Below are 25972 nucleotides of genomic sequence, written 5' to 3'. Positions count from 1 at the left end.
AATCCCGCAGGTCGCCTACCCTCTGAAGGGTGCCGGACGCGAGCATTGGGATCTTCGACAGCGGGGTGGGCGGTCTGACGGTCGCCAGAGCGATCATCGATCAGCTGCCTCATGAGTCCATCACCTACGTGGCTGACACCGCCCGTCAGCCCTACGGCCCGAGGCGCCTCGCCGAGGTGCGCACCTACGCGCTGGAGGTGATGGACCACCTCGTCGAGCACGACGTCAAGATGCTGGTGATCGCGTGCAACAGCGCCAGCGCCGCCGTATTGCGCGACGCCCGCGAGCGTTACGACGTGCCGGTCGTCGAGGTGATCCAGCCGGCCACCCGGCGCGCGGTGCGCGCCACCCGCACCGGCAGGGTCGGCGTGATCGCCACCCGGGCCACCATCCAGTCGATGGCCTACCACGACGCCTTCACCGCCGCTCCCGACGTCCGGCTCACCGGCGTGGCCGCCCCACGCCTGGTGGAGTACGTCGAACGAGGGGAGACGGCGAGCGAGGAGCTCATCGAGGTCGTACGCGAATACCTCCGGCCCGTCCAGGAGGCCGAGTGCGACACCCTCATCCTCGGCTGCACCCACTACCCGCTGCTCACCGGCGCCATCTCCTACGTCGCCGGCGACGGGGTCACGCTGGTCTCCAGCGCCGACGAGACGGCCAAGGACGTCTATCGGATCCTGCACGACCGCGACCTGGCGGCGGGAAGTGAGGCCACCCCCCGGCACCGCTTCCGCGCCACCGGCGATTCCACCCTGTTCGGCCAGCTCGGACGCCGCTTCCTGGGCCCGGAGATCGACGCGGTCGAAGTCACACCGGTGGGGGGTACTACCTCTAACGGAGGCCCACATGAAGGTGACCATCATCGGCTGCTCAGGGAGCTTCCCCGGTCCTGACAGCCCCGCGTCCTGCTACCTGCTGGAGGCCGAGGGCTTCCGGCTGCTGCTGGATCTCGGCACGGGAGCGCTGGGCGCGCTCCAACGGCACATCAGCCTCTACGACGTCGACGCCATCTGCCTGTCCCACCTGCACGCCGACCACTGCCTCGACCTGTGCGGCTATCACGTGGTGCGCACGTACGGGCCGGGCGCGCCGTACCCGCGGGTGCCGGTGCACGCGCCGGTCGACGCGCCGCGCCGGCTGGCCGCCGCCTACGGCATGCCGGACGAGCCGGGCCTGGAGACCGCCTTCGACTTCACCCGGCTGGAGCCGGGGACGTTCGGGATCGGGCCGTTCACCGTGACCGCCGGGCTGGTCAACCATCCGGTCGAGGCGTACGGGTTCCGCGTCTCCCACGGCGGCAGGAGCGTCGCCTACTCCGGCGACACGGGCGAGTCGGCCGAGCTGGTGAAGCTGGCCGGGGACACCGACCTGTTCCTGTGCGAGGCGTCGTTCGTCGACCAGCCGGACCTGCCCGCCGGCCTGCACCTGACGGGCCGCCAGGCCGCCGAGCACGCCGCCAAGGCCGGCGCCGGCCGGCTCGTGCTCACGCACCTGGTGCCCTGGAACGACCAGTCCCGGGTTCTCGACGAGGCCTGCTGCGGCTCCTACGGCGGCCCGATCGAGCTGGCCAGGAGCGGCGCCGTCTACGACTTGGCCTGAAGCTGCGCGAAGTCGCGCAACCGAGGCAACGGCGAGAACAGCAACGGGACGAACGAGATCAACCGGCCGCCCATGAACACCCAGAGCGCCTGCCGCACCCCGATCTGCTGGGCCACCACCCCACCGAGCAGCGCCCCCAGCGGCATCGTGCTCCAGACGACGAACCTCACCGTCGCGTTGACCCTGCCGAGCATGTGCTCCGGGGCGACCGTCTGCCGGTAGGTCAGTTGCCCCACGTTGTAGAGGATCGCGCCCCAGGACAGCGCGATCGAGGTGATGCTGAAGAACGACATCCGCCAGTCGGCCTGCGTCATCGGCAACAGCAAGCCGAAGGGCGACGTCACGGAGATGGCCAGCCAGGTCACCCGGGCCGTGCCGTACCTCTTGAACAGCCATCCTCCGGTGAGACCGCCCAGCAGGCCGCCCACCGCGCCCGACATGAGCAGCACGCCGATCATCCCGGGCGGTAATCGCACCACCTCGGCCAGGAACAACACCGACAGCCCGAGCACGGCGCTGAGGCACAGATTGGTGCCGGCGGTCGTGACGGTGATCGCGCGTAACAGCCGGTCCTCCCAGACGAACGCCAGCCCCTCACGGATGCCGCTCCACATGCCCGGACGTTCCTCGGCGGGTGGCGCCAGGCGGTCGGGCGTCCTGATTGAGCCGAGCAGGAGGGCCGAGCCGAGCGAGGTCAGCGCCGTGGCCAGGACGGTGACGGGCGCGCCGAGCAACTGCACCAGCGCGCCACCCGCGCTGGGACCGGCCAGGGAGCCGCCCGCCCGGACGAACTCCAGCTTGGAGTTGCCGCTGCCCAGGTCGTCCTTGCTCACCAGCTCGGGCAGGTAGGTCTGGTCGGCGACGTCGTTGAAGACCTGGGCCGCACCCACCAGCAGCGCCACCGCGAACATCACCCAGATCGACAGCAGCCCCAGCGTGTACGCCAGCGGGATGCTCGCCAGCAGCAGCCCTCGCACCAGGTCGGCGGCCACCATCACGCGCCGCCTGCGCATCCGGTCGACCCAGACGCCGGCGGGCAGGCCGATCACCAGGAAGGCCACCGTCTGCAGAGCGGACAGCAGGCCCACCTCCAGCGCGCCGGCGTGCAGGACCAGCACGGCCACCAGAGGAAGCGCCACACGTGAGATGTTGCCCCCGAGTTCGTTGGCCACGTGCGAGCCGAGAAATCTGCGGAAATCAGGGCTCCGCAACACCCCCGTTGTCATTGCGTAAGGATCCATGTGTCGGACTCGATCGGTCAAGAGTGTGGTGATGCGGAGATAGGGTGATCTGCATGTCTCGACAGGATGGCCGTGGCCCCGGCCAGCTCCGCCCGATCACCATCACCAGGCAGTGGCTCACCCATGCGGAGGGCTCGGTTCTGGTGGAGTTCGGCGGCACCAGGGTGCTCTGTGCCGCCTCCGTCCAGGACAGCGTGCCGCGCTGGCGCAGGGGCAGCGGCCAGGGCTGGGTGACGGCCGAGTACGCGATGCTGCCGCGCGCCACCAACACGCGCAACGACCGTGAGTCGGTCCGTGGCAAGATCGGCGGCCGTACGCACGAGATCTCCCGGCTCATCGGCCGCTCGCTGCGGGCCTGCGTCGACTACAAGGCCCTGGGCGAAAACTCCGTTCTGCTCGACTGCGACGTCCTGCAGGCCGACGGTGGCACCCGGACCGCCGCCATCACCGGCGCCTATGTCGCCCTGGCCGACGCCATCGGGTGGATGCGCGAGCGCAGGATGTGCCCGGGCGACCCGCTCGTCGGCTCCGTGGCGGCCGTGTCCGTCGGCGTGGTCGGCGCGGTGCCGATGCTCGACCTCTGCTACACCGAGGACGTCGCGGCCGAGACCGACATGAACGTCGTCATGACCGGCACGGGCAGCTTCGTCGAGGTGCAGGGCACCGCCGAGGGCGCGCCGTTCGACCGGGGCGCGCTCGACCAACTGCTCGACCTCGCCGTGACCGGCTGCGAGGAGCTGACGCTGATCCAGCAGGAGGCACTGGGCCGGTGAAGATCGTGCTGGCGACCCGCAACCCGGGCAAGATCGCTGAGCTGCGGCGCATCCTGTCGGAGTTCGCCGACCTCCAGGTCGTCGGCCTCGACGCGTTCCCCGCCATCGGTGACGTCGCCGAGACCGGCGTCACGTTCGAGGCCAACGCCCTGCTCAAGGCGCACGCCGTGGCCCAGCAGTCGGGGCTGCCCGCGGTCGCCGACGACTCCGGCCTCTGCGTCGACGTGCTCAACGGAATGCCGGGGGTTTTCTCGGCCCGCTGGTCGGGGCGCCACGGTGACGACCGGGCCAACCTGGAGCTGCTGCTCCGGCAGGTCTCCGACGTGCCCGCCGAGTTGCTGACCGCCCGCTTCACCTGCGCCGCCGCGCTCGCGCTGCCCTCGGGTGAGTCGCGGGTGGTCGAAGGCGTCCTGCCGGGGCACCTCGTCACCACGCCGCGTGGCGGCAACGGGTTCGGCTACGACCCGATCTTCGTGCCCGAGGGCGAGACCCGCACCACGGCCGAGTTCGCGCCCGAGGAGAAGGACGCGATCAGCCACCGTGGCCGCGCCTTCCGGGCGATGGCGCCGATCGTCCGCGACCTCCTGGCTCCCTCGTAACCACCGCGTAAGAACCCCTTCGCCCACACGGGCGTAGCGTCGGACATGTGCAGAGGAAACACGTGGTGCCCGGCTGGGCCGGCGCGGTCGCGGGGCTGGTCGCCGGGTGCGTCGCCCTCGGGGTGGCCCAGCTCGTCGCGGGGATCGTGGGGCCCGGGACGTTCCCGGTCGTGGCCGTCGGCGATGTCGCGGTCGACCTGACGCCGCCGCCCGTCAAGGACTTCGCGATCGAGACCTTCGGCGAGAACGACAAGGCCGTCCTCATCGGCGGAGTGCTCGTGGTGCTCGCCCTGGTGGCCGCCGCGATCGGGATCCTGGCCCGTCGCCGGCTCGTCCTCGGATACGCGGGGCTGGCCGCGTTCGGGGTGGTGGGCGTGCTGGCCGTGCTCACCCGGCCCGGTAGCCGCCCGCTCGACGTGCTGCCGACCGTGGTGGGCGTGCTCGCCGGCGCCTGGGCCGTTCGGTGGCTGATCCGCCGCATCACCACCCCGTCGGGTCAGCCGGTCCCGGGCGGAACGGCGGGGGAGCGGGAGGAGCCGCCGCAGGGGGCGGCGGGGGTGGAACGGCCGGCGGTGATGCGGGCCGGGGGCGAGCCGTACGCCTTCGACCGGCGTCGGCTGCTGACCGGCGCGGCGGGTGGCGTGGTGATCGCGGGGGCCGCCGCGGTGCTCGGCCGGGAGCTGACGGGACGGGCGATGGTCGACTCCGCCCGGGTCGCGGTGAAACTGCCCGCCCCCGCCGTGCCGGCCCGTCCGTTGCCTCCGGGAGTGGACTTCGGGATCAACGGCCTGTCACCGTTCGTCACGGCGAATCAGCGCTTCTACCGGGTCGACACCGCGCTCGTCGTCCCCCAGGTCGATCCCGAGACCTGGACGCTGCGCATCCACGGCATGGTCGACCGCCCGATCGAGCTCACCTACGCCGACCTGCTCAGGCGGCCGCTCACCGAGGCCGACGTCACGCTGGCGTGCGTGTCCAACGAGGTGGGCGGTCCGTACGTGGGCAACGCCCGCTGGCTCGGCGTCCGGATGGCCGACCTGCTGCGCGAGGCCGGGATCCAGTCGGGGGCCGACATGCTGCTGTCCACCTCCCACGACGGCTTCACCTGCGGCACCCCGGTCGACGTGGTGACCGACGGTCGCGACGCGCTCTTCGCCATCGCGATGAACGGCGAGGTCCTCCCGGTGGACCACGGCTTCCCGGTGCGCCAGGTGGTGCCCGGACTGTACGGGTACGTCTCGGCCACCAAGTGGGTCGTGGACGTCAAGGTGACCCGGTTCGACCGGGACGAGGCGTACTGGACGCCGCGTGGCTGGGCGGCCCAGGCTCCGATCAAGACCCAGTCGCGCATCGACCTGCCCGGGTCGGGGGCGTCGTTGGAGCCTGGCCGCACCACGATCGCCGGGGTCGCCTGGGCGCAGCACACCGGGATCGACGCCGTGGAGGTGCGGGTCGATCGTGGCGCGTGGCAGCGGGCCCGGCTGGCCCAGGTCCCCGGCCTCGACACGTGGCGGCAGTGGGCGCTCGACTGGGACGCGCCCGCGGGCCGGCACACCATCGAGGTGCGCGCCACCGACGCCGCGGGGCGCACCCAGACCGAGCGGCAGGCTCCTCCGGCGCCCGACGGAGCCACCGGCTGGCACACCATCACCGTCAAGGTGGGCTGACGGCCGCCGTCCCGCCGGATGTCATGGTTCTCGGTGTTTGTGCTGGTACGGGGGATAGTTCGGCCCGGGGAACTTCCCTGACTGCCCCTCCTGGGCGGGGGCGGGGGCCCTACGATCGGTCGTCGAGCATGACAGGAGGCAGGCCGTGTTCCGCGACCGCAAGCCGAACGTCCGATGGGCCCTTCCCGAGGGCCACTACGATCCCGTGGTCGGCGACGGGCTGCGCTGGCGCGACTACGAACGCGCCGCCGAACCGGACCCCGACGATCCGCCCGGTCCGAACGGGCCGGACGGGCCGGGTGCTCCGAACTCGGACGCTCCTAACGGTCCGGTCGCTTCGAACGGTCCGGTTGCTTCGAACGGCGCCGAAGATCTGAACGGTCCGGTCTCTTCGAATGGTTTCGGAGATCTGAACGGTCCGGTCGCTTCGAAGAGTGCCGAAGATCTGATCGGTCCAGTCTCTCCGAATGGTGCCGGAAATCCGGACGCTGCTGGAAATCCGAACCGTTCTGGAAGTCCGAACGGTTCTGGAGGTTCCGGCGAGTCGGAGGTTTCCGGCGGTTCGGGTGGGTCCGGTTCGGGAGGTCTCCGCGGTTCCGAGGGTTCCTGGGGCGACGGGGGCTCGGGAGGCTCGGGGGGCTCGGGCCGTTTGGACAAGCCCGGAAGGCTCGGGAGCTCTTCCGCCGGTCCAGACCAAGCGGCCGGGGAGAGGGCGACGTCAGGGGCCGAGGGCCCCGCCGTCGCGGCTCCGGTGCTGAGTGACTGGTTCGACCGGCCGGATCGACCGCCGCCGCTGGCGACGTGCCGGCCGTACGGTGTGCCAGGAGGGCTGGCGCAGCCGGACCCGCAGGTGGAGCAGGACCTCGTCCTCGCGGTGCCGCCAGGGGGGAGGTTTCCCGATCCGCGCGGCACCTGGGTCAGGCTGATCAACGGCGGAGGGCCGGCCGACGACCCGTTCCGGGCCTCCAACGCGGCCGACTGCGCGCTGGCCGTGCTGTCCACCTGGCACGGTGAGCCGGTCGCCGCCGCGCCCAGGCGGCCCGAGTACGACCGGATCGGCAGGCCGCTGGTCACCGGCGAGAGCGGCGGGACGGCGCGGATCGAGCGGTGGGTCGGGCATCGGTTCACCTACGCCGGCCAGGGGCGGCGCGCGTACCCCACGGTGGCGAGACGGCTGGTGGAGGCCGGGCACGGCGCCTCGGCCGTCATCGTGGTGCGCTGGCCCGGAGGCGGCTCGCACGCGTGGAACGCGGTCAACTCCGGTGGCGAGGTGATCTGGATCGACGCGCAGCGCGGTCACATGTCGGTCGAACCCCCGTACACCACGGTGACCGGCGTGTTCTGCGTCATCGTCGACAGGCAGGGCCGGCCACGATGAACCACGACCAGGCCAGGGCACTGGCGGAGGAGTACTTCAACGGCGCGCGACCCGTGGAGGATCCGGTTCCGGTGGGGATCTACGGGTTCGACGAGGGGTACGTCGCCTGGGTGCGCGAGCCCGACCCGGACGATCCGACGACCCTGCCGAGCACGGCCGGCAGCGGCTGCATCGTGATCGACAAGGTCACGGGCGAGGTGGCGATCAGGCCGCTGCTCGATCCCGAGACGGTCGCCGAGCTGTGGCCCGGCCGCACCCCGCGCTGAACGGACCCGGCTCAGGACCGGGCGCCGCCCCCATGGGACGCCCGGCCCTGCCTGTGCGGGCCATAAGGATGCAACTCGCCGTAGCCCGCACGTCTTCTAGCCCCTATATCGGGCTTTATGCCTAAATCGCCGAAAATAGTCGGTTCATCCGGTTGTCAGAGATTCGACGATCGACGCCCGGGCCGCGCGGCGCGCGGGCAGCACCGCGGCCAGGACGCCCGCCAGTCCGGAGAGCGCCACGAAGAGCGCGATCTGCCCCAGCGGCGCCGAGAACACGGCGCCGTCCAGCATCGCCCGGATGGCCGCCCAGCCGAACACGCCACCGAGCGCCACCCCGACCAGCGCGCCGATCAGGCCGAGCACCAGTGCCTCGACCGAGAGCATCCGCCGCAACTGCGCCCCGGTCAGCCCGAGGGCTCGCAGCAAGGCCGACTCCCGGGTGCGTTCGTGGACGGACAGGGACAACGTGTTGGCGATGCCGAGCAGTGAGATGAGGATCGCCAGGCCCAGCAGCCCGGTGATGATCAAAAGCATCATATCCAGGGTTTCGTCGAACTGGCCGCGTACCTCGGTCGAGCTCGACACCTTGATCGTCGGATGGCCGGCGACGGCCGCGTCCACCACGCCGCGCGCCCGATCGGCCGGCACGCCGTCGGCGGCGTTGATCAACACCCGCGAGTCGGGCACCGCCCCGAAGTAGCGGTCGAACTCCGGCTCGGCCACCGTGAGCGCCGGCAGTGGCGACTCTCCGCCGAAGAGGGCCACCACCTTCAGCGACACCGTGCCGGCCGCCTTCGTCCGCACGGTCACGGCGTCACCGGCCCGTACGCCGAGCCGCTGAGCCGTCGGAGCGGCGATCGCGACCTGGCCGGGCCCGAGGTCGCCCATCGCACCGGCCGTGACATCCGGGCTGATCGGACCGCTGAACGTGCCGACCTCGACTCGGTGGCCGCCCACTCCGGCCCTGGTGTCGCGGATCTGCACCACCGAGGTCAGCTCCGGCCGTCCGCGCAGGGTCTCGCCCACCGAGCGGGGGATGCTCGCGTCGCGTTCCTGGGTGACCAGCAGGTAGTCGATGGGGAACTGCTCGTCGAGCTTGTCGGCCACCGTCACCCGCGTGGAGGCGGTGACCACCGAGATCAGCGTCATCAGCGTCACCCCGATGGTCAGCGCCACCGTCGTGGTCGCGGCGCGGCGCGGATTACGGCCCGCGTTGTCCACGGCCAGCCGTCCCGGCACGCCGAACAGTTTGCGCGGGATCCAGCCCACCAGGGCGCTGAGCGGCTTGACCAGCACCGGCCCGATGATCAGCACCCCCAGGAAGGTCAGCACGCCCCCGCCCATGACGACGACCAGCGAGACCTGCTGACCGGGTGGCATGACCAGCGCGCCGACGGCGGCCGTGCCGAGACCCGCGAGGAGGAAGAGCGCGGCGGACAGCACCCGGAGCAGACCGGCGCGGAACGTCCGTTGCTCGGCCTGCGTGCGCAGCGCCGCGATCGGCGCGACGCGCGTGGCCGTCCGCGCGGGCAGCAGCGCCGCGCCCACGGTGACCAGCAGGCCGATGGTCAGCCCCGCCACGATCGCCGGCGCGGACAGCGTCACGGGCGCGTCGGTCGGCAGCGGCGCCTCCAGGGCGGTCAGGACCCTCAGCGTCACCGCCCCCAGCCCGTAGCCGGCCAGCAGGCCGAGGACGGCCGAGACCAGCCCGACGACGACCGACTCGATCAGGATCGAGCCGAACACCTGCCCGCGCGTGGCGCCGATGCAACGCAGCAGGGCCAGCTCCCTGGTGCGCTGCGCCACCAGGATGTTGAACGTGTTGTAGATGACCAGCGCGGCCACCAGCATCGCCACCAGGCCGAACATCAGCAGCGCGACGGTCAGCGCCTCCATCTGGACCCCGGCCCGGCTGGCCAGGTCGGCGGCCAGCTCCTCACCGGTCAGCACCTCGACGCCCGGCCCCGCCACCGCGGCGACGGCCTGCCTGAGCCGTGCCGGGTCGGCGCCGGCGACGTCGATCTCGTGGAAGCCCTTCTCGCCGGTCATCCGCTGGGCCGTGGCCGTGGTGAAACCGAGCGCGCCGGTGTAGGCGAGCTCCTGGTCGACGCCCGGATCGAGCAGGCCGACCAGCCTGAACCGGTGTTCGCGCCGGCCGGAGTCGAGCACGGTGATGGTGTCGCCGACCCGGAAACCGTGCGTCCTGGCGGTGTTCTTGTCGAGCACCGCCGTCTGGTCGTCGGATCCCGGGCCGGTGCCGCTGACGATGGTGGCGCGGTCCAGCGGGCCAGGGACGATCGAGATGGCCGTGGTGGCCAGGTCACCCACCGCCCGGCCGTCCTTGCCCAGCAGCGGAGCCTTCCCGCGTACCAGGCCCTGCGCGTCGAGCACGCCCGGCACGGCGCGCACCCGCTCCAGCAGCCGTACGGGCAGCGAGGAGCGCTCGCCCTTGGGCAGGACGGCGACGCCGACCTTGTCCGCCTCGGCCGTGACCCGCTGCGAGAACCCCGCCCGGACGGTGTCGGTGAGCACGAACGTGCCCGCGATGAAGCCCACGCCCAGCGTGATCGCCAGTGAGGTGAGCAGCAGCCTGAGCCGGTGCGCGCGCAGCCCGGCCAGTGTCGTTCTCAGCACGTCAGCCCTCCAGCCTCATCAGCGTGTCGAGCACCGACTGCGGCGTGGGCGCGGCCAGGTCGCTGACCAGCTCGCCGTCGCGCAGGAACACCACCCGGTCGGCGTACGCGGCCGCCACCGGGTCGTGCGTCACCATGACAATGGTCTGTCCCAGTTCGCGCACCGAGGCGCGCAGGAAGGACAGCACCTCCGCGCCGCTGCGCGAGTCGAGGTTGCCGGTGGGCTCGTCGGCGAAGATCACCTGGGGTTTGCTGATCAGCGCCCTGGCCACGGCCACGCGCTGCTGCTGCCCTCCGGACAGCTCGGCGGGCCGGTGGCCGAGCCGGTCCGCCAGCCCGACCGTCTCGATGACCCGGTCGAACAGCACCTGGTCCGCCTGCCGGGCGGCGATCTCCAGCGGCAGCCGGATGTTCTGCTCGGCGGTCAGCGTCGGCAGCAGGTTGAACGCCTGGAAGACGAACCCGATCCGCTCCCGGCGCAGCAACGTCAGCCGCTTGTCGCTCAGCCCGGTCAGCTCCACGTCGCCGACGTGCACGGTGCCGGAGGTGGCCGTGTCGAGACCGGCCAGGCAGTGCATCAGGGTGGACTTGCCCGAGCCGGACGGACCCATGATCGCGGTGAACGCGCCCGTGGCGAAGGCCACGTCCACCCCGCGCAGGGCGTGGACCCGGGCGTCGCCCTGGCCGTAGATCTTGGTCAGGGCGCGGGCCACCACGGCGGGAGGGGCCTGGCGCCGGGTCTCGGTGAGGGTCACGTGCACTCCTTCGGACTTCATCCGGAACTGGGCTTCGTCCCGGGACCCGATCCACGCTAGGGGCGGCAGAACCGGGTTCCATGGGCCCTGAGGAGGGACTTCGGGTAGGCCGTGCGATGACCCGGATCAGCCTTTCGGCCGAGACGAGGGCACGATCAGCCCGGCCTCGTACACGTAGACCACGGCCTGCGCCCGGTCCCGCAGACCCAGCTTGGCCAGCACCCGGCCCAGATGCGTCTTGACCGTCGCCTCGGCCACCTCCAGCCGGGCGGCGATCTCCAGGTTGGACAGCCCGCGCCCCACCATCAGCAGCACCTCGCGCTCGCGGGGCGTCAACTCGGCCACGTCGCCCGGCTCCCCGGAGGGCAGCACGGCGGCGAACCGGGTGAGCATCCGCCGCAGCGTGCTCGGCGCCACCACCGAGTCGCCGCCGTGCACGGTCCTGATCGCGGTCACCAGGTCGCCGGGCGGCACGTCCTTCAGCAGGAAGCCCGACGCTCCCGCCTTCACCGCCGCGAACGCGTACTCATCCAGGTCGAACGTGGTCAGGATGAGCACCTTCGGGCCCTCGATGCGCCTGGTCGCCTCGACGCCGTCCATCCTCGGCATGCGCACGTCCATGAGCACCACGTCCACCTCGACGGCGCGCAGCACCTCCAGCGCCTCGGCGCCGTCGGCCGCCTCGGCCACCACCTCGATGTCCGGCTGCGCGCCCAGCACCATCCGGAACCCGGCCCGCAGCAGCTCCTGGTCGTCGACCAGCATCACCCTGATCACTAGGCCGCCCTCGTCACCGGCACCGGCAGCCTGGCCAGCACCTCGAAGCCGCCGCCCGGCCGCGGTTCGGCCGACACCGTCCCGCCGTACATGCTCGCCCTCTCGCGCATCCCGATCAGGCCGTGCCCGTCGGGGCTGCGGGGCGCCGCCGCGCCCCTGCCGTCGTCGGTCACCCGTACGACCAGCTCGGATCCGGTGTAGCCGAGCTCGACCAGCGCGCGGGCGCCGGGGCCGCCGTGCTTGAGCGTGTTGGTCAGCGCCTCCTGCACGATGCGGTAGACCGCGAGCTGATGCCCCTCCGGCAGCTCCACCGGCCCGCCGCCGACGTCCAGCCGCGCGGGCACGCCCGCCTCGCGCACCAGCTCCGCCAGCTGCGCCAGGCCCGGCTGCGGCGTGTAGTCGGTGCGGTCCGTCTCGTCCTGGCGGAGCACGCCGACCAGCCTGCGCATCTCCGCGAGCGCCTCACGCCCGGTCCTGGAGATGTTCTGTACGGCCAGCCGGGCCTGCTCGGGGTCGCCGTCGATGGCGTAGCCGGCGCCGTCGGCCTGGACGACCATCACGCTGACGTTGTGCGCCACCACGTCGTGCAGCTCCCTGGCGATGCGGGCGCGCTCGGCCGCCGCGGCCATCCTGGCCTGCTGGTCGCGTTCGCGCTCGGCCCGCTCGGCGCGTTCCTCCAGGCCCTCCAGGTAGCGCCTGCGCGTGCTCGCGTACAGGCCGGTGAGCCAGATCGTCACGATGAAGATGGAGCCGCTGAAGAACATGCTGAACGAGACCGTGTCCCAGCTCACGAGCACCAGGAACACCCCCAGCTCGCAGATCAGCCCCGCCGCGAGCGCCCACGGGAACGAGCACGAGGAGGCCACCGCCCAGAGCGCCGCCAGCACCGCGAGGTTGGCAGGCAGCGGGTCGATCCCCGCCAGCCACTGCCCGAAGCTGACCAGGGCGACGACCGAGAACGCCGTTATCGGGTGCCTGCGCAGCCACAGCAGCGGCGCCAGCAGCGCCGCCGAGAGGGCCAGGTAGCCGGCGCGGTTCTGCACCGCTGGTGACCACATGGTCACCAGGGCCAGCACGACCAGCGGCGCCACCCGGAGGGCGTCCATCGCCTTGCCGTGGCGCGTCGACCACGCGCGTACCCTCCCGAACACCTCTTCACGATATGTAGGCATTGCCGGGACTTGGTCAGTCTTGAGGCTGAAGTTCGTGTACGACTCAGGTCTTACGCGGGGCTTACGGTGGTTGCGGCAATCTTGTACCTGGGAGCGCCTGTTGTGGGCGAGTAAAGGGAGATCGTGATGGCGGATCATGATCGCGCTGGTGGGTCGCGTGGCGGAGAAGAAGCGCCGCGCGACCCGGCAGACGTTCCATCCACGGATGTTCCGGACCCGCGCGATCGTCCCGGTGACGATCCATCCACGGATGTTCCGGACCCGCGCGATCGTCCCGGTGACGATCCAGCCGCGGATGTCCCCTTAGCGAACGTTCCGCCGCCGGCCGCCGCGTCGGGAGACCCGGCCTCCGGCGAGCCCGAGACCGCTACCGGACCGGCCGCTCCAGGTCCGGCGCCGACGACCCCAGGCCCGACAGTCGCAGGCCCGGCCGCTATAGGTCCGGCCGGCCCTGGGCCTGGTGCCACTGGTCATGAGTACGGTTTCGCCGGCGGTGGTCACACCGGCCCGGGTGCGGGTCCCGGGGCCGGGGCTCGGCCGCCAGGCTGGAGACCACCGCCACCGGGTGGGTTCCGCGACTTCGTACGGCAGAAGCCCGCGCAGATCATCGGCGCCGGGCTCATCGGGCTGATCGTGGGCGGACTGCTGGGGGGTGGTGCCGTGGCCGTGATCAGCGGCCACGGCACCGCCCGCGACGACCGTCACGTCCACTGGCGGCACCCGGGCTGGGGCGACCGCGGCGGGCCCGGCCACCAGGGCGGCGGGCCCGGCTACCAGGGCGGAGGGCCCGGCTACCAGGAGTGCTGGCGCGTCCCGGGCGGGATGTACTGCGGTCACGGCGGGCCGTACCCCTATCCGGCGTATCCCGCGCCGACGATGATGCCGCGCATCCCGCCCACGCCCGTCCCCACGACGTCGATGATGCCGACGCCGGTGCCCGCGACCCCGGTCCCGACGGGATAGAAGGGGCTTCGCGAGCAGTTACCCGGGGCAGGGGCTGTGAACGACTCATCTCCGGCATGCGGAGGCCGACGGAATCAGGTGACGACATTCGCCGGCCGATGTCGGCGAATGTGCGGGCGGGGGGATTCGAACCCCCACAGTGTCTCCACCAACAGAACCTAAATCTGCCGCGTATGCCATTTCGCCACGCCCGCGAGGCCCGGTCAAGGCGGGCCCGGGCTAGTTTAGCGCCCCAGCGGTCTCGCCGCCGCACCATAGCGGGCCCCTTGGCGAGGGGCCCGCGAGAGCGTCAGGCGAGGCCGAGCTTCTTCTTCAGGCTCGCCACATGGCCGGTGGCCTTCACGTTGTAGAGGGCCTGCTCGATCTTGCCGTCGGCGTCGATGACGAAGGTCGAGCGGATCACGCCCACGACCTCCTTGCCGTAGAGCTTCTTGGTGCCATGGGCGCCGTAGGCCTGGTGAACGTCAAGACCGGGGTCTGACAGCAGGGGGAAGGTGAGCGCGTCGCGTTCGGCGAACTTGGCGAGCTTCGCGGGCTTGTCCTTCGACACGCCGAGCACCACGAAACCCTCGGTGGTCAACTGGCCGAGGCTGTCGCGGAAATCGCAGGCCTGCTTGGTGCAGCCGGGCGTCATCGCGGCAGGGTAGAAATAGAGGATCACCCGCTTGCCGCGGAGGTCTTCCAGGGAGACCGACTTTCCGTCGGCTGTGGGTAGCGTGAACTCGGGCGCGGCGTCGCCGGGCGCGAGCTTGGTTTCGGTCATGTGGCCCTCCTGAGTTCCTGTGGCAAACCTACCGGCCTGCCCGCCGTGCCGTACGGCGTGCTGACCTGACAGACTGATCACGACCGGAGCGGATGCGACTCGTTCGGCACGCGGAGCGGGCATGGGCGCGGTCGAAAGGAGAGTCATGGTTGACACCGATCCCGATGAGCTGGAGCGGCGGATCGCGCAGACGCGCGCGGAGCTGGCGCACACGGTCGACGCCATCGCCGACCGCGTGAGTCCCAAGCGGGTGGCCGAGCGCACGGTCACCGACGTCAAGACGAGGGCGGGACATCTCGTCTCGTCCGTCGGCGACGCGCTGGGCATGTCGTCACGGCCGGTGGAGTTCGGCGACGACCCCGACCGGCTGTGGGAGGAGGAGCGGCCCAATCCGGGGCCGGTGCTCATCGCGGTGGGCGCGGCACTGGTGATCGGCGCCGCGTTCGTGCTCTGGCGCCGCCGTCGCCGCTGACGCGGCCGGCGCTGAGGAACGGTCCCAGGAGAACGTTCCTCAGCGGAACGGATTCGAGAGAAACGGTTTTCAACGGTCCTCAGAGGAACGTTCTGCCCTCGCCCCGATATGTGGGCACCGTCTCGACGATGGTGTCGCCTTCGACGAGGTGGAGCGCGGCGAACCGTTCGCACAGCTCGCCCGCCTTGGCGTGCCTGAACCACGTCCGGTCGCCCACTCGCAGATCCTGCGCCGTCTGGCCGATCAGCGGGGTCTGCACCTCACCGGCGCCCTCGTCGGCCGAGTAGCGCAGCCCCGCCGGGAGGTACGGCTGGGGCAGCCGGCTCCGGTCGGCGGGCCCCGAGGCGAGGTAGCCCCCGCCGAGCACCGTGACCGTGTCGAGCGCGGGGCGGCGGACGACCGGGAGGGCGAAGAGCGCGGCCGGGCGGCCGGTGAAGCCGCGGTAGAAGTCGAACAGGCGCGGGTGGAAGAACCCCGACCCCGCGGCGACCTCGGTGACGGCCTTCTCGCGCACGGTCCGCTCGATGGAGCCGGTGCCGCCGCCGTTGACGAACTCCAGGTCGCAGATCTGGCGGACGGCGTTCACGATGCGGCCGCGGCGCAGGACGAGGTCGCGGGCGGAGCGGCCCTGCATGAACCGGATCGCGCGGGTGTACATCGCGTTGCCCGGCGGGTCGTCGCCGACGCCGGCGATCTGGGCCTCGTAGGCCATCAGGCCGACCAGGTGGTAGCCGGGCCGCTTGGCGATCTCGGCGGCCAGGTCGGCGGCCTGTTCGGGCTCGCGGATGGCGGAGCGCAGCGCCCCTGCCCGGAACTTGCCGCCAAGAGCGACATATCCGGTGTCGATGTCCATAGATATCCGGATTTCGTGGCGGGGCTGCACCCCCTCCAGCACGTCGTCGAGGTGGTCCAGGTGCTCGGCCGAGTCCACGGTCAGCGTGATCTCCCTGGCCGCCCGCGCGTCACCGGCCAGCGCGGCGAGCGCCTGCCGGTCGGCCGTCGGGTAGGCCACCAGGACGTCGGTGAACCCCTCGGCCACCAGCCAGAGCGCCTCCGGCAGGGTGAACGCCATCAACCCGCGGAAGCCGTCCAGGTCGAGGATCCGGCGCAGCACGGGCCGCGAACGGATCGACTTGGTGGCCACCCTGATCGGTTTGCCTCCGGCGCGCCGCGCCATGTCCGCCGCGTTGGCGCGCATGGCGGCGAGGTCGAGGATCGCGAACGGGGGGTCGAGCGCCGCGGTGGCCCGGTCGTATCGCTGGCGGTCGTTCATACCAGGAGCGTAACGGCATACCGGGCAAAAGAATATGAGGGGAATTCACGTTACCTGTTTCGCCAGTAATGATCCCGCAAACGGGCGGCGAGGGCATGGTCGGTGCGATGCCCGCTCCGTGTACCTCTGATCGGTGTGATGACCACGCTCCAGCAGATACTGCCCGGTGCCGCCGTCGCCGCACCGGAGAGCCCGCTGCGCAGATCGCGCCGGGCGCTCAGACCCGCGCGCACCCCGGCGGGGGTCACGGTGGCCCTCGCGCTGACCGTGGCGCTGGCGCTCACCGCCGCGGAGGTGGCGACCGCGCTGGTGGGCCGGCCGCTCGGCCTGCTGCCGGTGGACCGCCTGATCGAGCTGGCCGGCCGGTCCTCGTGGCGCGACCTGTCACTCGGCGCGCTCGGTCTCGCGGCCGCCGGCCTGGTGCTGCTGCTCCTCGCGGCCGTGCCCGGCCGCTGCACGCTGGTGCCGGTCGAGGCCTCCGACCCCAACATCGTCATCGGCATCACCCGGTCCGGGCTGCGCCGCACCCTCCGCAACGTCGCCCAGGAGGTCGAGGGCGTCAACAAGGCGAAGGTACGGCTACGCAGGCGGACGATCGAGGTCACCGTGAGAACCGGCCCGGAGAGCACGGGCGCGATGCTCCGCCACGTCGGCAACGCCGTGGGCGACAGGTTGGCCGGCCTGGGCACCCTCTCCACGGGCGAGGTCGTGGTCCGGCTGCGCAGGAGGGGAATCTGATGCGGCAGTACACGGGCAACCGGATCGGCCTGGCCGTGGTCGGGGCGCTGATGCTGGTCATCGGCGGCTACGCCTGGGCGCGCGGCCAGGACAGGCTGCCGGGCCTGCCGTCACGGGCCAAGGTGCTGCCGGAGCGCGTCGCCGAGTTGATCGCCGAGCGGCCCTGGGCGCTGTGGCTGCTGGCGTTGACGCTGCTGCTGCTGGCCCTGGTCACGCTCCGCTGGCTGCTGATCAGCCTGGGCTGGGGCCGCCTCGGCGCCCGCTCCGGCACCGGGACCGCCATGCTCTGCGTCGGCCTCAAGGACATCGAGGGGCTCACCCGGGCGGGGGTGCGCGTCATGGGCAACGGCGCACGCCTGCGCGTCTCGGTCACCTGCCCGGCCGTGGCCGACGTGGGGGCCATGGTCGGCAAGCTCGACCGGGAGATCGTGGGCCGCATCCGCCGCGAGGTCCAGGACGACGAGCTCGACACCCTCGTCCGCCTCCACGTCCGCCGCTGACTCAGCCGCCCGGCCGGCTTCCCCGCCGGGGTCAGAGAGTGGAGGTGAGCCCCTCCGCGATCTTCTTCAGCTCGGCGTTGACGGCCCCGTCGCCGGCGAACTCCTTCGCGTAGATGGGGCTGAACGAGATCTCGGCCCACTGCCGGTCGCTCAGTCTGAGGAAGAGCGTCGGGGTGCCCTTCCCGCCGTCCTCGCCGACGTTCTGCACGACCAGGTAGCCGGTGCGGTCGCCGATGGTCACCTCCGCACCGTCCCCCTCGTCGCGGTAGTCCTGGATCCGGTCGCCGGGCTCCTGGACGGTCGCCTCCTCATGCATGACGATCTGGACACAGTAGCCGTCACGCCTGTCGCCCGTGTAGTTGTAGGAGGTCCAGTACCTGTCGCCGAAGTTCACCGACCAGTTGGACCACCGCAGGCGCTCGGGCAGGTAGCCCACCTTGACGTGCCCGAACTCTTTCCCGTCGCCCAGGTCCCCGAGGTTCGGCGGGTCGGACCGCAGGGGCGGGGTGTCGTCGATGGGTGGTTCCGGCGTCACGGAGACCGTGGCCTGATCGCCGGCCGTGGCCACCGAGCCGGCGGTCAGGAAGGCGACGGGCGCGGCGACGACGACGGCCACGGACGCGGCCACCGCGGCGGCCCAGGCCCTTCTCCTCTTGTGCCGGGAGGAGCGCAACACCCGCTCCGCCAGGTCGGGCGCGGCGTACAGGCTCGCGGTCTCGTCCGCCATGAGCCGGCGGATCTCTTCCTCAAGCGTGGGCATTCCTGATCACTCCTTCCACTGTTTCCCGGCCGAGCGCCGAGCGGAGCTTGGCCAGGGCCTTCGACGCCTGGCTCTTGACCGTGCCGACCGCGCATCCGAGCACCTCGGCGGTCTGTGTCTCGCTGAGGTCCTCCCAGTACCGCAGGACGACCACCGCGCGCTGCCGGGGCGGCAGGGCGCGCAGCGCCTCCATGAGCACATGACGCAGGTCGGCGTCGGTCGCGCGGGCCGACGTCTCCGGCGGGCTGTGCATCGGGATGACGCTGAGGATCGCCCGGCGGCGGGCGCGGCTGATGGCGGTGTTGACGATGACGCGCCGCACGTAGGGCTCAAGGCTTTCGTGGCGGACCCGGTGCAGGTTCCGGTACGTACGCTCCAGCGCCGTCTGCAACACGTCCTCGGCCTCCGCCCTGTCGCCACAGGCGAGATAGGCGACCCGCAGCAGGCTCGTGCCACGTGCGGCCACGAAAGCGCTGAAATCATGTTCCACGGCGCTCATGGTTGTCTGTCCGGTTTCACGCCTCCTAATACGCCTCGGCCTTCGCGATCGTTGCCCGCCGACGAGGAACAGTTCGCGGGCAACCGTTGGCCGGGACCCAGGCGTATGGACAGTTGTGACTTCGCACCCATGGAGGAAACTTATGAAGTTCGCAACCGCGTCGGCCCGGCGGCTGATCAGCCTCGGTGTGGGCCTGGCCGTGGGAGCGGCCGTCCTGGGCGTGCCGGCCGCCGCGGCCGCTCCCCCGGAGGGCGCCTACTGGCACACCAGGACCCTGACGACGACCACCCACCCCTGGCGGTTCGGCACCAAGTCGCACCCCTACTCGCTGCTCCAGCAGGAGATCACGGAGAGGTGGACCGCGCCCGACGGCAGGTCGTGGTCCGGGTACCGGGAGCTGGGGTCGCTGCCGAAGAGCGCGGCGGACAAGAAGGCGTGGCAGCGCGACGGCTCGCCCACCAAGTGGACCGAATCGATCGACGGCAAGACCGTGAAGTTGTCCACCCAGCCCGCCAAGGGCCGCGTGGACCAGGCGCCGCCGCCGAACTCGTTCTTCTTCGCGGAGCAGTGGCTGACGTACGACGAGGTCCAGCGACTGCCCGCCGACCCGGACCGCCTGAAGGCCTGGGTCGCGGAGGCGGGCCGGGTCGGCCGCGAGAACTCCATCGGCGGCAACTGGCTCTCGGCCCTGCCTGAGATCCTGTACGACCTTCCCGCTCCGAAGGAGGTCCGCGTCGCGGCCTACCAGGCGCTGCTGACGATGCCGGGCGTGCGCGCTGAGGGCAACGCGAAGGACAAACTGGGCAGATCCGGCACGATCCTCCTGATCGACAGGCCGGGCGGGAAGGGCACGGTCCCCATCAAGGTGAGACTGATCGTGGACACCGGCAGGATGGCGCTGCTGTCACAGGACGACACGGCCACGTACCCGAAAGAGCAGCTCGTGATCAAGACCAGCAAGCTGGTCGAGTCCGGCTGGACCGACTCCCCGCCGGCCGTGCCGGCCCTGCCCTGACGGGTGCCACGACAGCTCGAACCGGTGACCGGGCCGTCAGCACTCGATGACGTTGACGGCCAGGCCGCCGCGGGACGTCTCCTTGTACTTGTCGAGCATGTCGCGCCCGGTGTCGCGCATCGTCTTGATGGCCTTGTCGAGGGCGACGAAGTGACGTCCGTCGCCGCGCAGCGCGATGCGGGCCGCGGTGATGGCCTTGATGGAGGCGACCGCGTTGCGCTCGATGCACGGGATCTGGACGAGGCCGCCGATGGGGTCGCAGGTCAGGCCGAGGTTGTGCTCGATGCCGATCTCGGCGGCGTTCTCCACCTGTTCGGGCGTGCCGCCGAGCACCTCCGTCAGGCCGGCCGACGCCATCGAGCAGGCCGAGCCGACCTCGCCCTGGCAGCCGACCTCGGCCCCCGAGATGGAGGCGTTCTCCTTGAACAGCACGCCGATCGCCGCCGCCGTGAGCAGGAAGCGGACCACGCCCTCGTCGTCGGCCGACGGGACGAAGCGGGAGTAGTAGGTCAGCACGGCCGGGATGATGCCGGCGGCGCCGTTGGTGGGAGCGGTGACGATGCGGCCGCCGGCGGCGTTCTCCTCGTTGACGGCCAGCGCGAACAGCGACACCCAGTCGAGCGCGCGCAGCGGGTCGGTCTCCGACGCCTCGGTCTGCAGGCGGCGGTGCAGCTGGTTGGCGCGCCGCTTGACCTTGAGGCCGCCCGGCAGCACGCCCTCCTTGGAGATGCCGCGCCGCACGCACTCGGACATGACCTGCCACAGCCGCAGGATCTCGGCGCGGATCTCGTCCTCGGTGCGGCCGAACGCCTTCTCGTTCTCCATCATCAGGGCGGAGATCGACAGGCCGGTGGCGGTGCAGTGCTTGAGCAGCTCCTCGCCGGTCGTGAACGGGTAGGGCAGCACGGTGTCGTCCGGCTTGATCCGGTCGGCGCCGGTGGCGTTCTCGTCCACCACGAAGCCGCCGCCGACCGAGAAGTAGACCTTCTCGCGCAGCGGCTCGCCGGAGTCGGTGTAGGCGGTGAAGCGCATGCCGTTGGGGTGCTCGGGCAGCGAGATCTTCCGCTCGAAGACCAGGTTCTCGCCGACCACGAACGGGATCTCCCGTGTGCCGTACAGCTTGACCGTGCCGGAGTCGCGCATCTCCGCGAGCCGGGCGTCGATGCCGTCGACGTCCACCAGCTCGGGCTTCTCGCCCGACAGGCCCAGCAGGACGGCCTTGTCGCTGCCGTGGCCCTTGCCGGTCAGGCCGAGGGAGCCGTACAGGATGGCGTCGACGCGAGACGTCCGCGGCAGCAGGCCGTCGTCGTGCAGGCCGCGGGCGAACCTGTGCGCGGCGGCCATCGGGCCGCCCGTGTGGGAGCTCGACGGGCCGATGCCGATCTTGAAGAGGTCGAAGACGCTGATCGCCATGGAGATGCGCCTCTCAGCAGGGCCGGGGCCCGGCAGGGCCCCGGCGGACGGTCAGGACTCGCCTGAGGTGAGCGCTGTGTATTCCTCGGCGGACAGCAGGTCCTCGGGGTCGCCCTCGACGCGCACCCGGAACATCCAGCCCTCGCCATAGGGGTCACTGTTGGCCAGCGACGGGTCGTCCACGATGGCCTGGTTGACCTCGACGATCTCGCCGCCCACGGGGGCGTAGATCTCGCTCACGGACTTGGTCGACTCCACCTCGCCGACGGAGTCACCGGCCGCGATGCTGGCGCCCGCCTCCGGGAGCTGCACGTAGACGACGTCACCAAGGGCCTCCGCCGCGTACGCGGTGATGCCGACCGTCACCGTGATGCCGTCGTCCAGCCCGGCCACCCACTCGTGTTCCTTGGTGTAGCTCAGGTCGTCAGGGATGTTGCTCACTTGTTCCTCCTGTAGAAGGGCAGCTCCACCAGGTCCACTGGTTCATGGCTGCCCCGGATGTCCACGGCCAGACCTGCTTCGGCCCCGGTGTCGACGTAGGCCAGCGCGATGGGCTTGCCCAGGGTCTGGGAAGGCGCCCCGCTGGTGACCTCGCCGACGACGGCACCGTCCTTGGTGACCGGGTACCCGTGGCGGGGGACCCGGCGGCCACGCGCGACCAGGCCGACGAGCCGGCGCCGGGGCGGGGTGTCCTTGACCGCCTCCAGTGCCGACCTGCCGACGAAGTCGCCCGGCTTGTCGAATTTCACCACTCTGCCCAGTCCCGCGTCGAACGGGGTGAGCTCCGGGCCCAGCTCGTTGCCGTAGAGCGGCATCCCGGCCTCCAGCCGGAGCGTGTCGCGGCTGGACAGCCCCGCGGGCAGCAGTCCGTACGGCTCACCCGCCACGGTCAGGGCCTGCCAGAGCGGCACTGCGTCCTGGGCGGCCACGAACAGCTCGAAGCCGTCCTCGCCGGTGTAGCCGGTGCGGGCGATCAGCGCCTCCCGGCCGTCGACCAGGCCGGGCAGGCCCGCGTAGTACTTGAGCCCGGCGAGGTCGGCGTCGGTGAGCGTGGCGAGGATCTCCTGGGCGCGCGGCCCCTGCACGGCGATCAGCGCGTACTGCTCCGAACGGTCCTCCACCACCGCGTCGTACGGCTTGGCGCGGTCCGTCAGCTCCGCCGCGACCTTCTCGTAGTTGGAGGCGTTGGCCACCACCATGAACTCCTCGTCGCCCAGCCGGTAGACGATGAGGTCGTCGAGCACGCCGCCCCGCTCGTTGACGATCATGGTGTAGCGGGCCCGGCCGGGCGTGAGCGCCGACAGCTGCCCGACCAGCGCGTAGTCGAGCGCCTCGGCCGCCTGGGGGCCGGTCACGAAGATCTCGCCCATGTGCGACAGGTCGAACAGCCCGGCCGCCTGCCGGACGGCGTTGTGCTCGGCGGACTCGCTGCCGTAGCGGAGCGGCATGAGCCAGCCGGCGAAGTCGGTCAGGGTCGCGCCGAGACTCTCGTGAACGTCTCGCAGCGGTGTCGGTCGGGACATAGGTCGCACCTCAGGGCAGGGTCGGATGCCAGGATCCTCCCCCTCTGTCATCGATGCCTGAGAGCTTCGCCCAGGATTTGCCCGGACTTTCACCTTCGGCGAGGCCGCGCGGGACCTGCTTTCCAGAGGTCACCTCGTCCGTGCGGTCCTTTGCCTTGAGAGGTTCGCGGGGAGGGCTTGCTCCTTCAGGGGCCCTGGATGGCGGTCAGGGCGCTCTCCCGCACGGTTTTGTCGGTGATGTCCGCAAGCCTAGTGCCGGGACGGTGGTGTTGTCGCGTCCCGGCCCCGTCGGATCCCATGCGGGCGGGCGAGGCCCGCCCGCCCGTCAGCAGGCCGCGACCAGGGCCTCGAACAGGACGCGGTCCGTGGCCGCCTCCGGATGCCACTGGACGGCCACGGCGAAGTCGTGCGTGTCGAGCTCCACCGCCTCGATGATGCCGTCGCCGGCCGTGGCCGTGACGGTGAGCTCCGGGGCGAGGCGGTCGATGGCCTGGTGGTGATAGTGGGGGACGTCGACGGGGCCGTCACCCAGGGCCTTGGCCACCCGGGTGCCGGGGACGGGGCGCACCGGGAGCTCGCCGAAGTGGCCGGGCGAGGGGGAGTGCCCGGTGTGGCCGACCACGTCGGGGAGATGCTGGTGGAGGGTGCCGCCGAGCGCCACGTTCAGCACCTGGAGGCCCCGGCAGATGCCCAGGAACGGCAGCCGGGCTTCCAGGGCCGCCTCCATCACCGCAAATTCGGCCTCGTCCCGAAATTTCCGGATGTAGCCGGTGGTTGGCTGCTCGGCCTGGCCGTACCGCGCGGGGTCGATGTCGCCCCCGCCGGCCAGGATGAGCCCGTCGAGCCGGCCCACCAGCGAGGCCGGCTCACCGGCCGGCGGCAGCAGCACCGGCTGGCCGCCCGCCGCCGTCACCTGCTCCACGTACATGTACGGCAGCAGCGCGACCGGCAGATCCCACACGGTGTAGCGCGCCGGCTCGACGTAGGTCGTGATCCCGATGACCGGACGCCGCGTGATCCCGCCCACTACAGCGGCGTGACGTAGGCGCTGGAGATGCCGCCGTCGACCAGGAACTCCGAGCCCGTGATGAACGACGCGTCATCGCTGGCCAGGAACGCCACCGCCGCCGCGATCTCGGCAGCCTCGGCGAAGCGGCCGACGGGCACGTGCACCAGGCGGCGCTGCGCCCGCTCCGGGTCCTTGGCGAACAGCTCCCGCAGCAGCGGCGTGTTGACCGGCCCGGGGCACAGGGCGTTGACCCGGATGCCCTCGCGGGCGAACTGCACGCCCAGCTCGCGCGACATCGCCAGCACCCCGCCCTTGGAGGCGGTGTAGGAGATCTGCGACGTCGCCGACCCCATGACCGCCACGAACGACGCCGTGTTGATGATCGAGCCCTTGCCCTGCCGGCGCATGTAGGGGATCACGTGCTTGCAGCACAGGTAGACGCTGGTCAGGTTGACCTCCTGCACCCGCCGCCAGGCGTCGATCCCGGTCTCCAGGATCGAGTCGTCGTCGGGCGGCGAGATGCCGGCGTTGTTGAACGCGATGTCCACGGAGCCGTAGGTGTCGAACGCCGTCTGGTACATCCGCGCCACGTCGTCGTCGCTGGTCACGTCCGCTCGGACGAACAGCCCGCCGACCTCGGTCGCGGCCTTGGCGCCCGCCTCGGCGTCGACGTCGGCGCAGACCACCTTGGCGCCCTCCTCGGCGAACCGGTGGGCGGTGGCCAGCCCGATGCCGCTGCCCGCGCCGGTGATGACGGCGACGCGGTCCCGCAAACGCTGCATAGATGTCACTCCGTTGAGGTGGATCGCCCGCTGGTCGAGGCGGGCCGATGTCAGTCCGTTGAGATGAAGACGTTCTTGGTCTCGGTGAACGCGGTGAGGGCGTCCGGGCCGAGCTCCCGGCCGAGACCGGACTCCTTGAAGCCGCCGAACGGTGTCCAGTAGCGCACCGAGGAGTTGGAGTTGACCGACAACGCACCGGCCTCGACGGCGCGCGCGACGCGCAGCGCCCGCCCGACGTCTCGGGTCCAGATGGAGCCGCTCAGCCCGTAGCGGGTGTCGTTGGCGATCCGTACGGCCTCCGCCTCGTCGGCGAACGGCACCACCGACACCACCGGACCGAAGATCTCCTCGGTGAAGGCGCGGTCGGTGAGCCGCGAGGTGAGCACGGTCGGCGGGAACCAGTAGCCCTTGCCGGACGGGCACGAGCCCTGCAGGTAGGGCGTCCCGTCGACGAAGCCGCGCACCCGGGCCAGGTGCTCGGCGCTGACCAGCGGCCCCATCTCGGTGCTCTCGTCGAGCGGGTCCCCGACTCTGATGCCGGTCACGGCCGCGCTGAGCCGCTGGAGGAAGTCGTCGTAGACCTCGGCCTGGACGAGCAGCCGGGACCGGGCACAGCAGTCCTGTCCGGAGTTGTCGAAGACGGCGTAGGGAGCGGCTTTCGCCGCCTTCTCCAGGTCTGAGTCGGCGAAAACGATGTTCGCCGACTTGCCGCCCAGCTCCAGCGTGACCCGTTTGACCTGGGCAGCGGCCTTCGCCGCGATCTCCTTGCCCACCTCGGTGGAGCCGGTGAACACGATCTTGGCCACGTCGGGGTGCTCGACCAGGCGGGCTCCCGCCACCTCCCCTGCTCCAGGCAGGACCTGGAGCACCCCCTCGGGGAGGCCCGCCGCCAAGGCCAGCTCGGCCAGCCTCAGCGCGGTCAGCGGAGTCCATTCGGCGGGCTTCACGATCACCGTGTTGCCCGCCGCCAGCGCCGGGGCGACGCCCCAGCTCATGATCAGCATGGGGAAGTTCCACGGCACGATCACGCCGACCACGCCCAGGGGCTCCTGGAACGTGACATCGACGCCGCCGGGCACCGGAATCTGCCTGCCGTGGTTGCGCTCGGGCGCCCCGGCGTAGAAGTGCAGCACGTCGCGGACGGCGCCGGCCTCCCAGCGGGCGTTGCCGATCGGGTGGCCCGCGTTGGCGACCTCCAGCAGGGCCAGCTCCTCGCGGTGCGCGTCGACCAGGCCGGCGAACGCGCGCAGCAGCCGGGCCCGGTCACCGGGCGACACCTCGCGCCAGGTCGCGCAGGCCCGCCGGGCCACCGCCACCGCCCGGTCGACCTCGGCCGCGCCGGCCAGCTCCACCTCGGCGACGACCTCTTCCGTCGCCGGATTGATGATCTTCATGCCCC

Annotated in this window: 28 protein-coding genes, 1 tRNA gene and 2 riboswitches; of the genes, 13 read left to right on the top strand and 16 right to left on the bottom strand. The window is 71.4% G+C overall.

The genetic code is table 11. The features are described from left to right. Positions 1-29: 29 nt before the first annotated feature. Together murI and AC5L3X_RS33825 are read left to right on the top strand one after the other, a co-directional pair. On the top strand, positions 30-896 hold the full coding sequence (murI, locus tag AC5L3X_RS33830; RefSeq protein WP_494862449.1) for a glutamate racemase: 867 nt from the start codon (positions 30-32) through the stop codon (positions 894-896). Beyond that, positions 850-1602: an MBL fold metallo-hydrolase gene (locus AC5L3X_RS33825; RefSeq protein ID WP_494862447.1), complete on the top strand. Its 753-nt coding sequence runs from the start codon at positions 850-852 to the stop codon at positions 1600-1602. Before murI ends, AC5L3X_RS33825 begins: the two co-directional genes overlap by 47 nt. Here the strand turns inward: AC5L3X_RS33825 and AC5L3X_RS33820 are convergent. Next, positions 1587-2828, bottom strand: coding sequence for an MFS transporter (locus AC5L3X_RS33820; RefSeq protein WP_494862446.1), 1242 nt, complete (start codon positions 2826-2828; stop codon positions 1587-1589). The genes AC5L3X_RS33825 and AC5L3X_RS33820 overlap by 16 nt on opposite strands. A 68-nt stretch (positions 2829-2896) precedes the next feature. Here AC5L3X_RS33820 and rph point away from each other — a divergent pair, with 68 nt between their 5' ends. The 5 genes from rph to AC5L3X_RS33795 all read left to right on the top strand — a co-directional run bounded on the left by rph (position 2897) and on the right by AC5L3X_RS33795 (position 7526). Continuing rightward, the gene (gene rph, locus AC5L3X_RS33815) at positions 2897-3616 is read left to right on the top strand and encodes a ribonuclease PH (RefSeq protein ID WP_494862444.1); all 720 of its coding nucleotides are present in this window, start codon (positions 2897-2899) and stop codon (positions 3614-3616) included. Then, complete coding sequence (rdgB, locus tag AC5L3X_RS33810) at positions 3613-4215, top strand: RdgB/HAM1 family non-canonical purine NTP pyrophosphatase (RefSeq protein WP_494862442.1); 603 nt, start codon at positions 3613-3615, stop codon at positions 4213-4215. Before rph ends, rdgB begins: the two co-directional genes overlap by 4 nt. 47 nt (positions 4216-4262) lie before the next feature. Next, the gene (locus AC5L3X_RS33805; RefSeq protein ID WP_494862440.1) at positions 4263-5882 is read left to right on the top strand and encodes a molybdopterin-dependent oxidoreductase; all 1620 of its coding nucleotides are present in this window, start codon (positions 4263-4265) and stop codon (positions 5880-5882) included. Between the two features lie 751 nt (positions 5883-6633). Continuing rightward, the gene (locus tag AC5L3X_RS33800; protein WP_494862439.1) at positions 6634-7260 is read left to right on the top strand and encodes a toxin glutamine deamidase domain-containing protein; all 627 of its coding nucleotides are present in this window, start codon (positions 6634-6636) and stop codon (positions 7258-7260) included. Then, a complete protein-coding gene (locus AC5L3X_RS33795; RefSeq protein ID WP_189126163.1) occupies positions 7257-7526 on the top strand; it encodes an SUKH-4 family immunity protein in 270 nt (89 codons plus the stop codon). The genes AC5L3X_RS33800 and AC5L3X_RS33795 overlap by 4 nt, the downstream gene beginning before the upstream one ends. A gap of 144 nt (positions 7527-7670) precedes the next feature. On the opposite strand, the gene AC5L3X_RS33790 is transcribed toward AC5L3X_RS33795, so the two are convergent. From AC5L3X_RS33790 to AC5L3X_RS33775, 4 genes are all read right to left on the bottom strand, one after another. Next, positions 7671-10160 (bottom strand): ABC transporter permease, encoded by a 2490-nt coding sequence (locus AC5L3X_RS33790; protein ID WP_494862437.1) that lies wholly within the window; start codon positions 10158-10160, stop codon positions 7671-7673. A 1-nt stretch (position 10161) separates the two neighbouring features. Continuing rightward, positions 10162-10935, bottom strand: a complete 774-nt coding sequence (locus AC5L3X_RS33785; RefSeq protein ID WP_189126165.1) for an ABC transporter ATP-binding protein — start codon at positions 10933-10935, stop codon at positions 10162-10164. A 105-nt stretch (positions 10936-11040) separates the two neighbouring features. Beyond that, positions 11041-11691: a response regulator transcription factor gene (locus AC5L3X_RS33780; RefSeq protein ID WP_494862435.1), complete on the bottom strand. Its 651-nt coding sequence runs from the start codon at positions 11689-11691 to the stop codon at positions 11041-11043. Further along, positions 11691-12842 (bottom strand): sensor histidine kinase, encoded by a 1152-nt coding sequence (locus AC5L3X_RS33775; RefSeq protein ID WP_494862433.1) that lies wholly within the window; start codon positions 12840-12842, stop codon positions 11691-11693. The genes AC5L3X_RS33780 and AC5L3X_RS33775 overlap by 1 nt, the downstream gene beginning before the upstream one ends. Positions 12843-12999: 157 nt before the next feature. Here AC5L3X_RS33775 and AC5L3X_RS33770 point away from each other — a divergent pair, with 157 nt between their 5' ends. Together AC5L3X_RS33770 and AC5L3X_RS33765 are read left to right on the top strand one after the other, a co-directional pair. Further along, on the top strand, positions 13000-13170 hold the full coding sequence (locus AC5L3X_RS33770) for a hypothetical protein (RefSeq protein ID WP_494862431.1): 171 nt from the start codon (positions 13000-13002) through the stop codon (positions 13168-13170). Between the two features lie 326 nt (positions 13171-13496). Then, a complete protein-coding gene (locus tag AC5L3X_RS33765; protein WP_494862429.1) occupies positions 13497-13826 on the top strand; it encodes a hypothetical protein in 330 nt (109 codons plus the stop codon). A 111-nt stretch (positions 13827-13937) separates the two neighbouring features. Here the strand turns inward: AC5L3X_RS33765 and AC5L3X_RS33760 are convergent. Further along, positions 13938-14020: transfer RNA gene (locus AC5L3X_RS33760), tRNA-Leu, on the bottom strand. A gap of 95 nt (positions 14021-14115) precedes the next feature. Continuing rightward, the gene (gene bcp, locus AC5L3X_RS33755; protein WP_494862427.1) at positions 14116-14589 is read right to left on the bottom strand and encodes a thioredoxin-dependent thiol peroxidase; all 474 of its coding nucleotides are present in this window, start codon (positions 14587-14589) and stop codon (positions 14116-14118) included. 145 nt (positions 14590-14734) lie between these two features. On the opposite strand from bcp, the gene AC5L3X_RS33750 reads away from it, so the two are divergent. Continuing rightward, complete coding sequence (locus AC5L3X_RS33750; protein ID WP_189126168.1) at positions 14735-15061, top strand: DUF3618 domain-containing protein; 327 nt, start codon at positions 14735-14737, stop codon at positions 15059-15061. A gap of 79 nt (positions 15062-15140) precedes the next feature. On the opposite strand, the gene AC5L3X_RS33745 is transcribed toward AC5L3X_RS33750, so the two are convergent. Then, the gene (locus tag AC5L3X_RS33745; RefSeq protein ID WP_494862425.1) at positions 15141-16334 is read right to left on the bottom strand and encodes an amino acid deaminase/aldolase; all 1194 of its coding nucleotides are present in this window, start codon (positions 16332-16334) and stop codon (positions 15141-15143) included. A gap of 138 nt (positions 16335-16472) precedes the next feature. Here AC5L3X_RS33745 and AC5L3X_RS33740 point away from each other — a divergent pair, with 138 nt between their 5' ends. Both AC5L3X_RS33740 and AC5L3X_RS33735 read left to right on the top strand, forming a co-directional pair. After that, a complete protein-coding gene (locus AC5L3X_RS33740; protein WP_494862423.1) occupies positions 16473-17072 on the top strand; it encodes a DUF6286 domain-containing protein in 600 nt (199 codons plus the stop codon). Beyond that, positions 17072-17572 (top strand): hypothetical protein, encoded by a 501-nt coding sequence (locus tag AC5L3X_RS33735; protein WP_494862421.1) that lies wholly within the window; start codon positions 17072-17074, stop codon positions 17570-17572. The genes AC5L3X_RS33740 and AC5L3X_RS33735 overlap by 1 nt, the downstream gene beginning before the upstream one ends. 31 nt (positions 17573-17603) lie before the next feature. On the opposite strand, the gene AC5L3X_RS33730 is transcribed toward AC5L3X_RS33735, so the two are convergent. Together AC5L3X_RS33730 and AC5L3X_RS33725 are read right to left on the bottom strand one after the other, a co-directional pair. Further along, positions 17604-18332: a hypothetical protein gene (locus AC5L3X_RS33730; protein WP_494862420.1), complete on the bottom strand. Its 729-nt coding sequence runs from the start codon at positions 18330-18332 to the stop codon at positions 17604-17606. Further along, positions 18319-18822, bottom strand: coding sequence for a SigE family RNA polymerase sigma factor (locus tag AC5L3X_RS33725; RefSeq protein ID WP_229697643.1), 504 nt, complete (start codon positions 18820-18822; stop codon positions 18319-18321). The genes AC5L3X_RS33730 and AC5L3X_RS33725 overlap by 14 nt, the downstream gene beginning before the upstream one ends. A gap of 151 nt (positions 18823-18973) precedes the next feature. Here AC5L3X_RS33725 and AC5L3X_RS33720 point away from each other — a divergent pair, with 151 nt between their 5' ends. Then, on the top strand, positions 18974-19846 hold the full coding sequence (locus AC5L3X_RS33720) for a hypothetical protein (protein WP_494862419.1): 873 nt from the start codon (positions 18974-18976) through the stop codon (positions 19844-19846). A 36-nt stretch (positions 19847-19882) separates the two neighbouring features. On the opposite strand, the gene AC5L3X_RS33715 is transcribed toward AC5L3X_RS33720, so the two are convergent. The 6 genes from AC5L3X_RS33715 to AC5L3X_RS33690 form a co-directional block, all read right to left on the bottom strand. Beyond that, positions 19883-21259, bottom strand: a complete 1377-nt coding sequence (locus AC5L3X_RS33715) for an L-serine ammonia-lyase (RefSeq protein WP_189126175.1) — start codon at positions 21257-21259, stop codon at positions 19883-19885. Positions 21260-21310: 51 nt separating this feature from the next. Then, the gene (gene gcvH / locus AC5L3X_RS33710) at positions 21311-21700 is read right to left on the bottom strand and encodes a glycine cleavage system protein GcvH (RefSeq protein ID WP_494862417.1); all 390 of its coding nucleotides are present in this window, start codon (positions 21698-21700) and stop codon (positions 21311-21313) included. Beyond that, complete coding sequence (gene gcvT / locus AC5L3X_RS33705) at positions 21697-22782, bottom strand: glycine cleavage system aminomethyltransferase GcvT (protein WP_494862415.1); 1086 nt, start codon at positions 22780-22782, stop codon at positions 21697-21699. Before gcvT ends, gcvH begins: the two co-directional genes overlap by 4 nt. A gap of 34 nt (positions 22783-22816) precedes the next feature. Continuing rightward, positions 22817-22915, bottom strand: a riboswitch (glycine riboswitch). After that, positions 22916-23013: riboswitch (glycine riboswitch) on the bottom strand. Between the two features lie 94 nt (positions 23014-23107). Continuing rightward, the gene (locus AC5L3X_RS33700; RefSeq protein WP_494862414.1) at positions 23108-23809 is read right to left on the bottom strand and encodes a gamma-glutamyl-gamma-aminobutyrate hydrolase family protein; all 702 of its coding nucleotides are present in this window, start codon (positions 23807-23809) and stop codon (positions 23108-23110) included. Next, a complete protein-coding gene (locus AC5L3X_RS33695; RefSeq protein ID WP_494862413.1) occupies positions 23809-24573 on the bottom strand; it encodes a 3-oxoacyl-ACP reductase in 765 nt (254 codons plus the stop codon). The genes AC5L3X_RS33700 and AC5L3X_RS33695 overlap by 1 nt, the downstream gene beginning before the upstream one ends. Positions 24574-24623: 50 nt before the next feature. Further along, on the bottom strand, positions 24624-25967 hold the full coding sequence (locus AC5L3X_RS33690) for an aldehyde dehydrogenase family protein (RefSeq protein WP_494862412.1): 1344 nt from the start codon (positions 25965-25967) through the stop codon (positions 24624-24626). Positions 25968-25972: the final 5 nt, after the last annotated feature.

Source organism: Nonomuraea sp. CX421, from assembly GCF_059358955.1.
The sequence above is the reverse complement of the archived record's forward strand: the minus strand, read 5'-3'. Positions and strand labels throughout refer to the sequence as shown.

Excerpts from the sequence above, each read along its gene's own strand:
- AC5L3X_RS33715 (WP_189126175.1), bottom strand. The coding sequence starts at position 21,259 with ATGGCGATCAGCGTCTTCGACCTCTTCAAGATCGGCATCGGCCCGTCG.
- AC5L3X_RS33770 (WP_494862431.1), top strand. The coding sequence starts at position 13,000 with ATGATCGCGCTGGTGGGTCGCGTGGCGGAGAAGAAGCGCCGCGCGACC.
- AC5L3X_RS33740 (WP_494862423.1), top strand. The coding sequence starts at position 16,473 with ATGACCACGCTCCAGCAGATACTGCCCGGTGCCGCCGTCGCCGCACCG.
- AC5L3X_RS33735 (WP_494862421.1), top strand. The coding sequence starts at position 17,072 with ATGCGGCAGTACACGGGCAACCGGATCGGCCTGGCCGTGGTCGGGGCG.
- AC5L3X_RS33695 (WP_494862413.1), bottom strand. The coding sequence starts at position 24,573 with ATGCAGCGTTTGCGGGACCGCGTCGCCGTCATCACCGGCGCGGGCAGC.
- AC5L3X_RS33750 (WP_189126168.1), top strand. The coding sequence starts at position 14,735 with ATGGTTGACACCGATCCCGATGAGCTGGAGCGGCGGATCGCGCAGACG.
- AC5L3X_RS33730 (WP_494862420.1), bottom strand. The coding sequence starts at position 18,332 with ATGCCCACGCTTGAGGAAGAGATCCGCCGGCTCATGGCGGACGAGACC.
- AC5L3X_RS33785 (WP_189126165.1), bottom strand. The coding sequence starts at position 10,935 with ATGAAGTCCGAAGGAGTGCACGTGACCCTCACCGAGACCCGGCGCCAG.
- AC5L3X_RS33795 (WP_189126163.1), top strand. The coding sequence starts at position 7,257 with ATGAACCACGACCAGGCCAGGGCACTGGCGGAGGAGTACTTCAACGGC.
- AC5L3X_RS33690 (WP_494862412.1), bottom strand. The coding sequence starts at position 25,967 with ATGAAGATCATCAATCCGGCGACGGAAGAGGTCGTCGCCGAGGTGGAG.
- rph (WP_494862444.1), top strand. The coding sequence starts at position 2,897 with ATGTCTCGACAGGATGGCCGTGGCCCCGGCCAGCTCCGCCCGATCACC.
- AC5L3X_RS33825 (WP_494862447.1), top strand. The coding sequence starts at position 850 with ATGAAGGTGACCATCATCGGCTGCTCAGGGAGCTTCCCCGGTCCTGAC.
- AC5L3X_RS33745 (WP_494862425.1), bottom strand. The coding sequence starts at position 16,334 with ATGAACGACCGCCAGCGATACGACCGGGCCACCGCGGCGCTCGACCCC.
- bcp (WP_494862427.1), bottom strand. The coding sequence starts at position 14,589 with ATGACCGAAACCAAGCTCGCGCCCGGCGACGCCGCGCCCGAGTTCACG.
- AC5L3X_RS33720 (WP_494862419.1), top strand. The coding sequence starts at position 18,974 with ATGAAGTTCGCAACCGCGTCGGCCCGGCGGCTGATCAGCCTCGGTGTG.
- gcvT (WP_494862415.1), bottom strand. The coding sequence starts at position 22,782 with ATGTCCCGACCGACACCGCTGCGAGACGTTCACGAGAGTCTCGGCGCG.
- AC5L3X_RS33820 (WP_494862446.1), bottom strand. The coding sequence starts at position 2,828 with ATGACAACGGGGGTGTTGCGGAGCCCTGATTTCCGCAGATTTCTCGGC.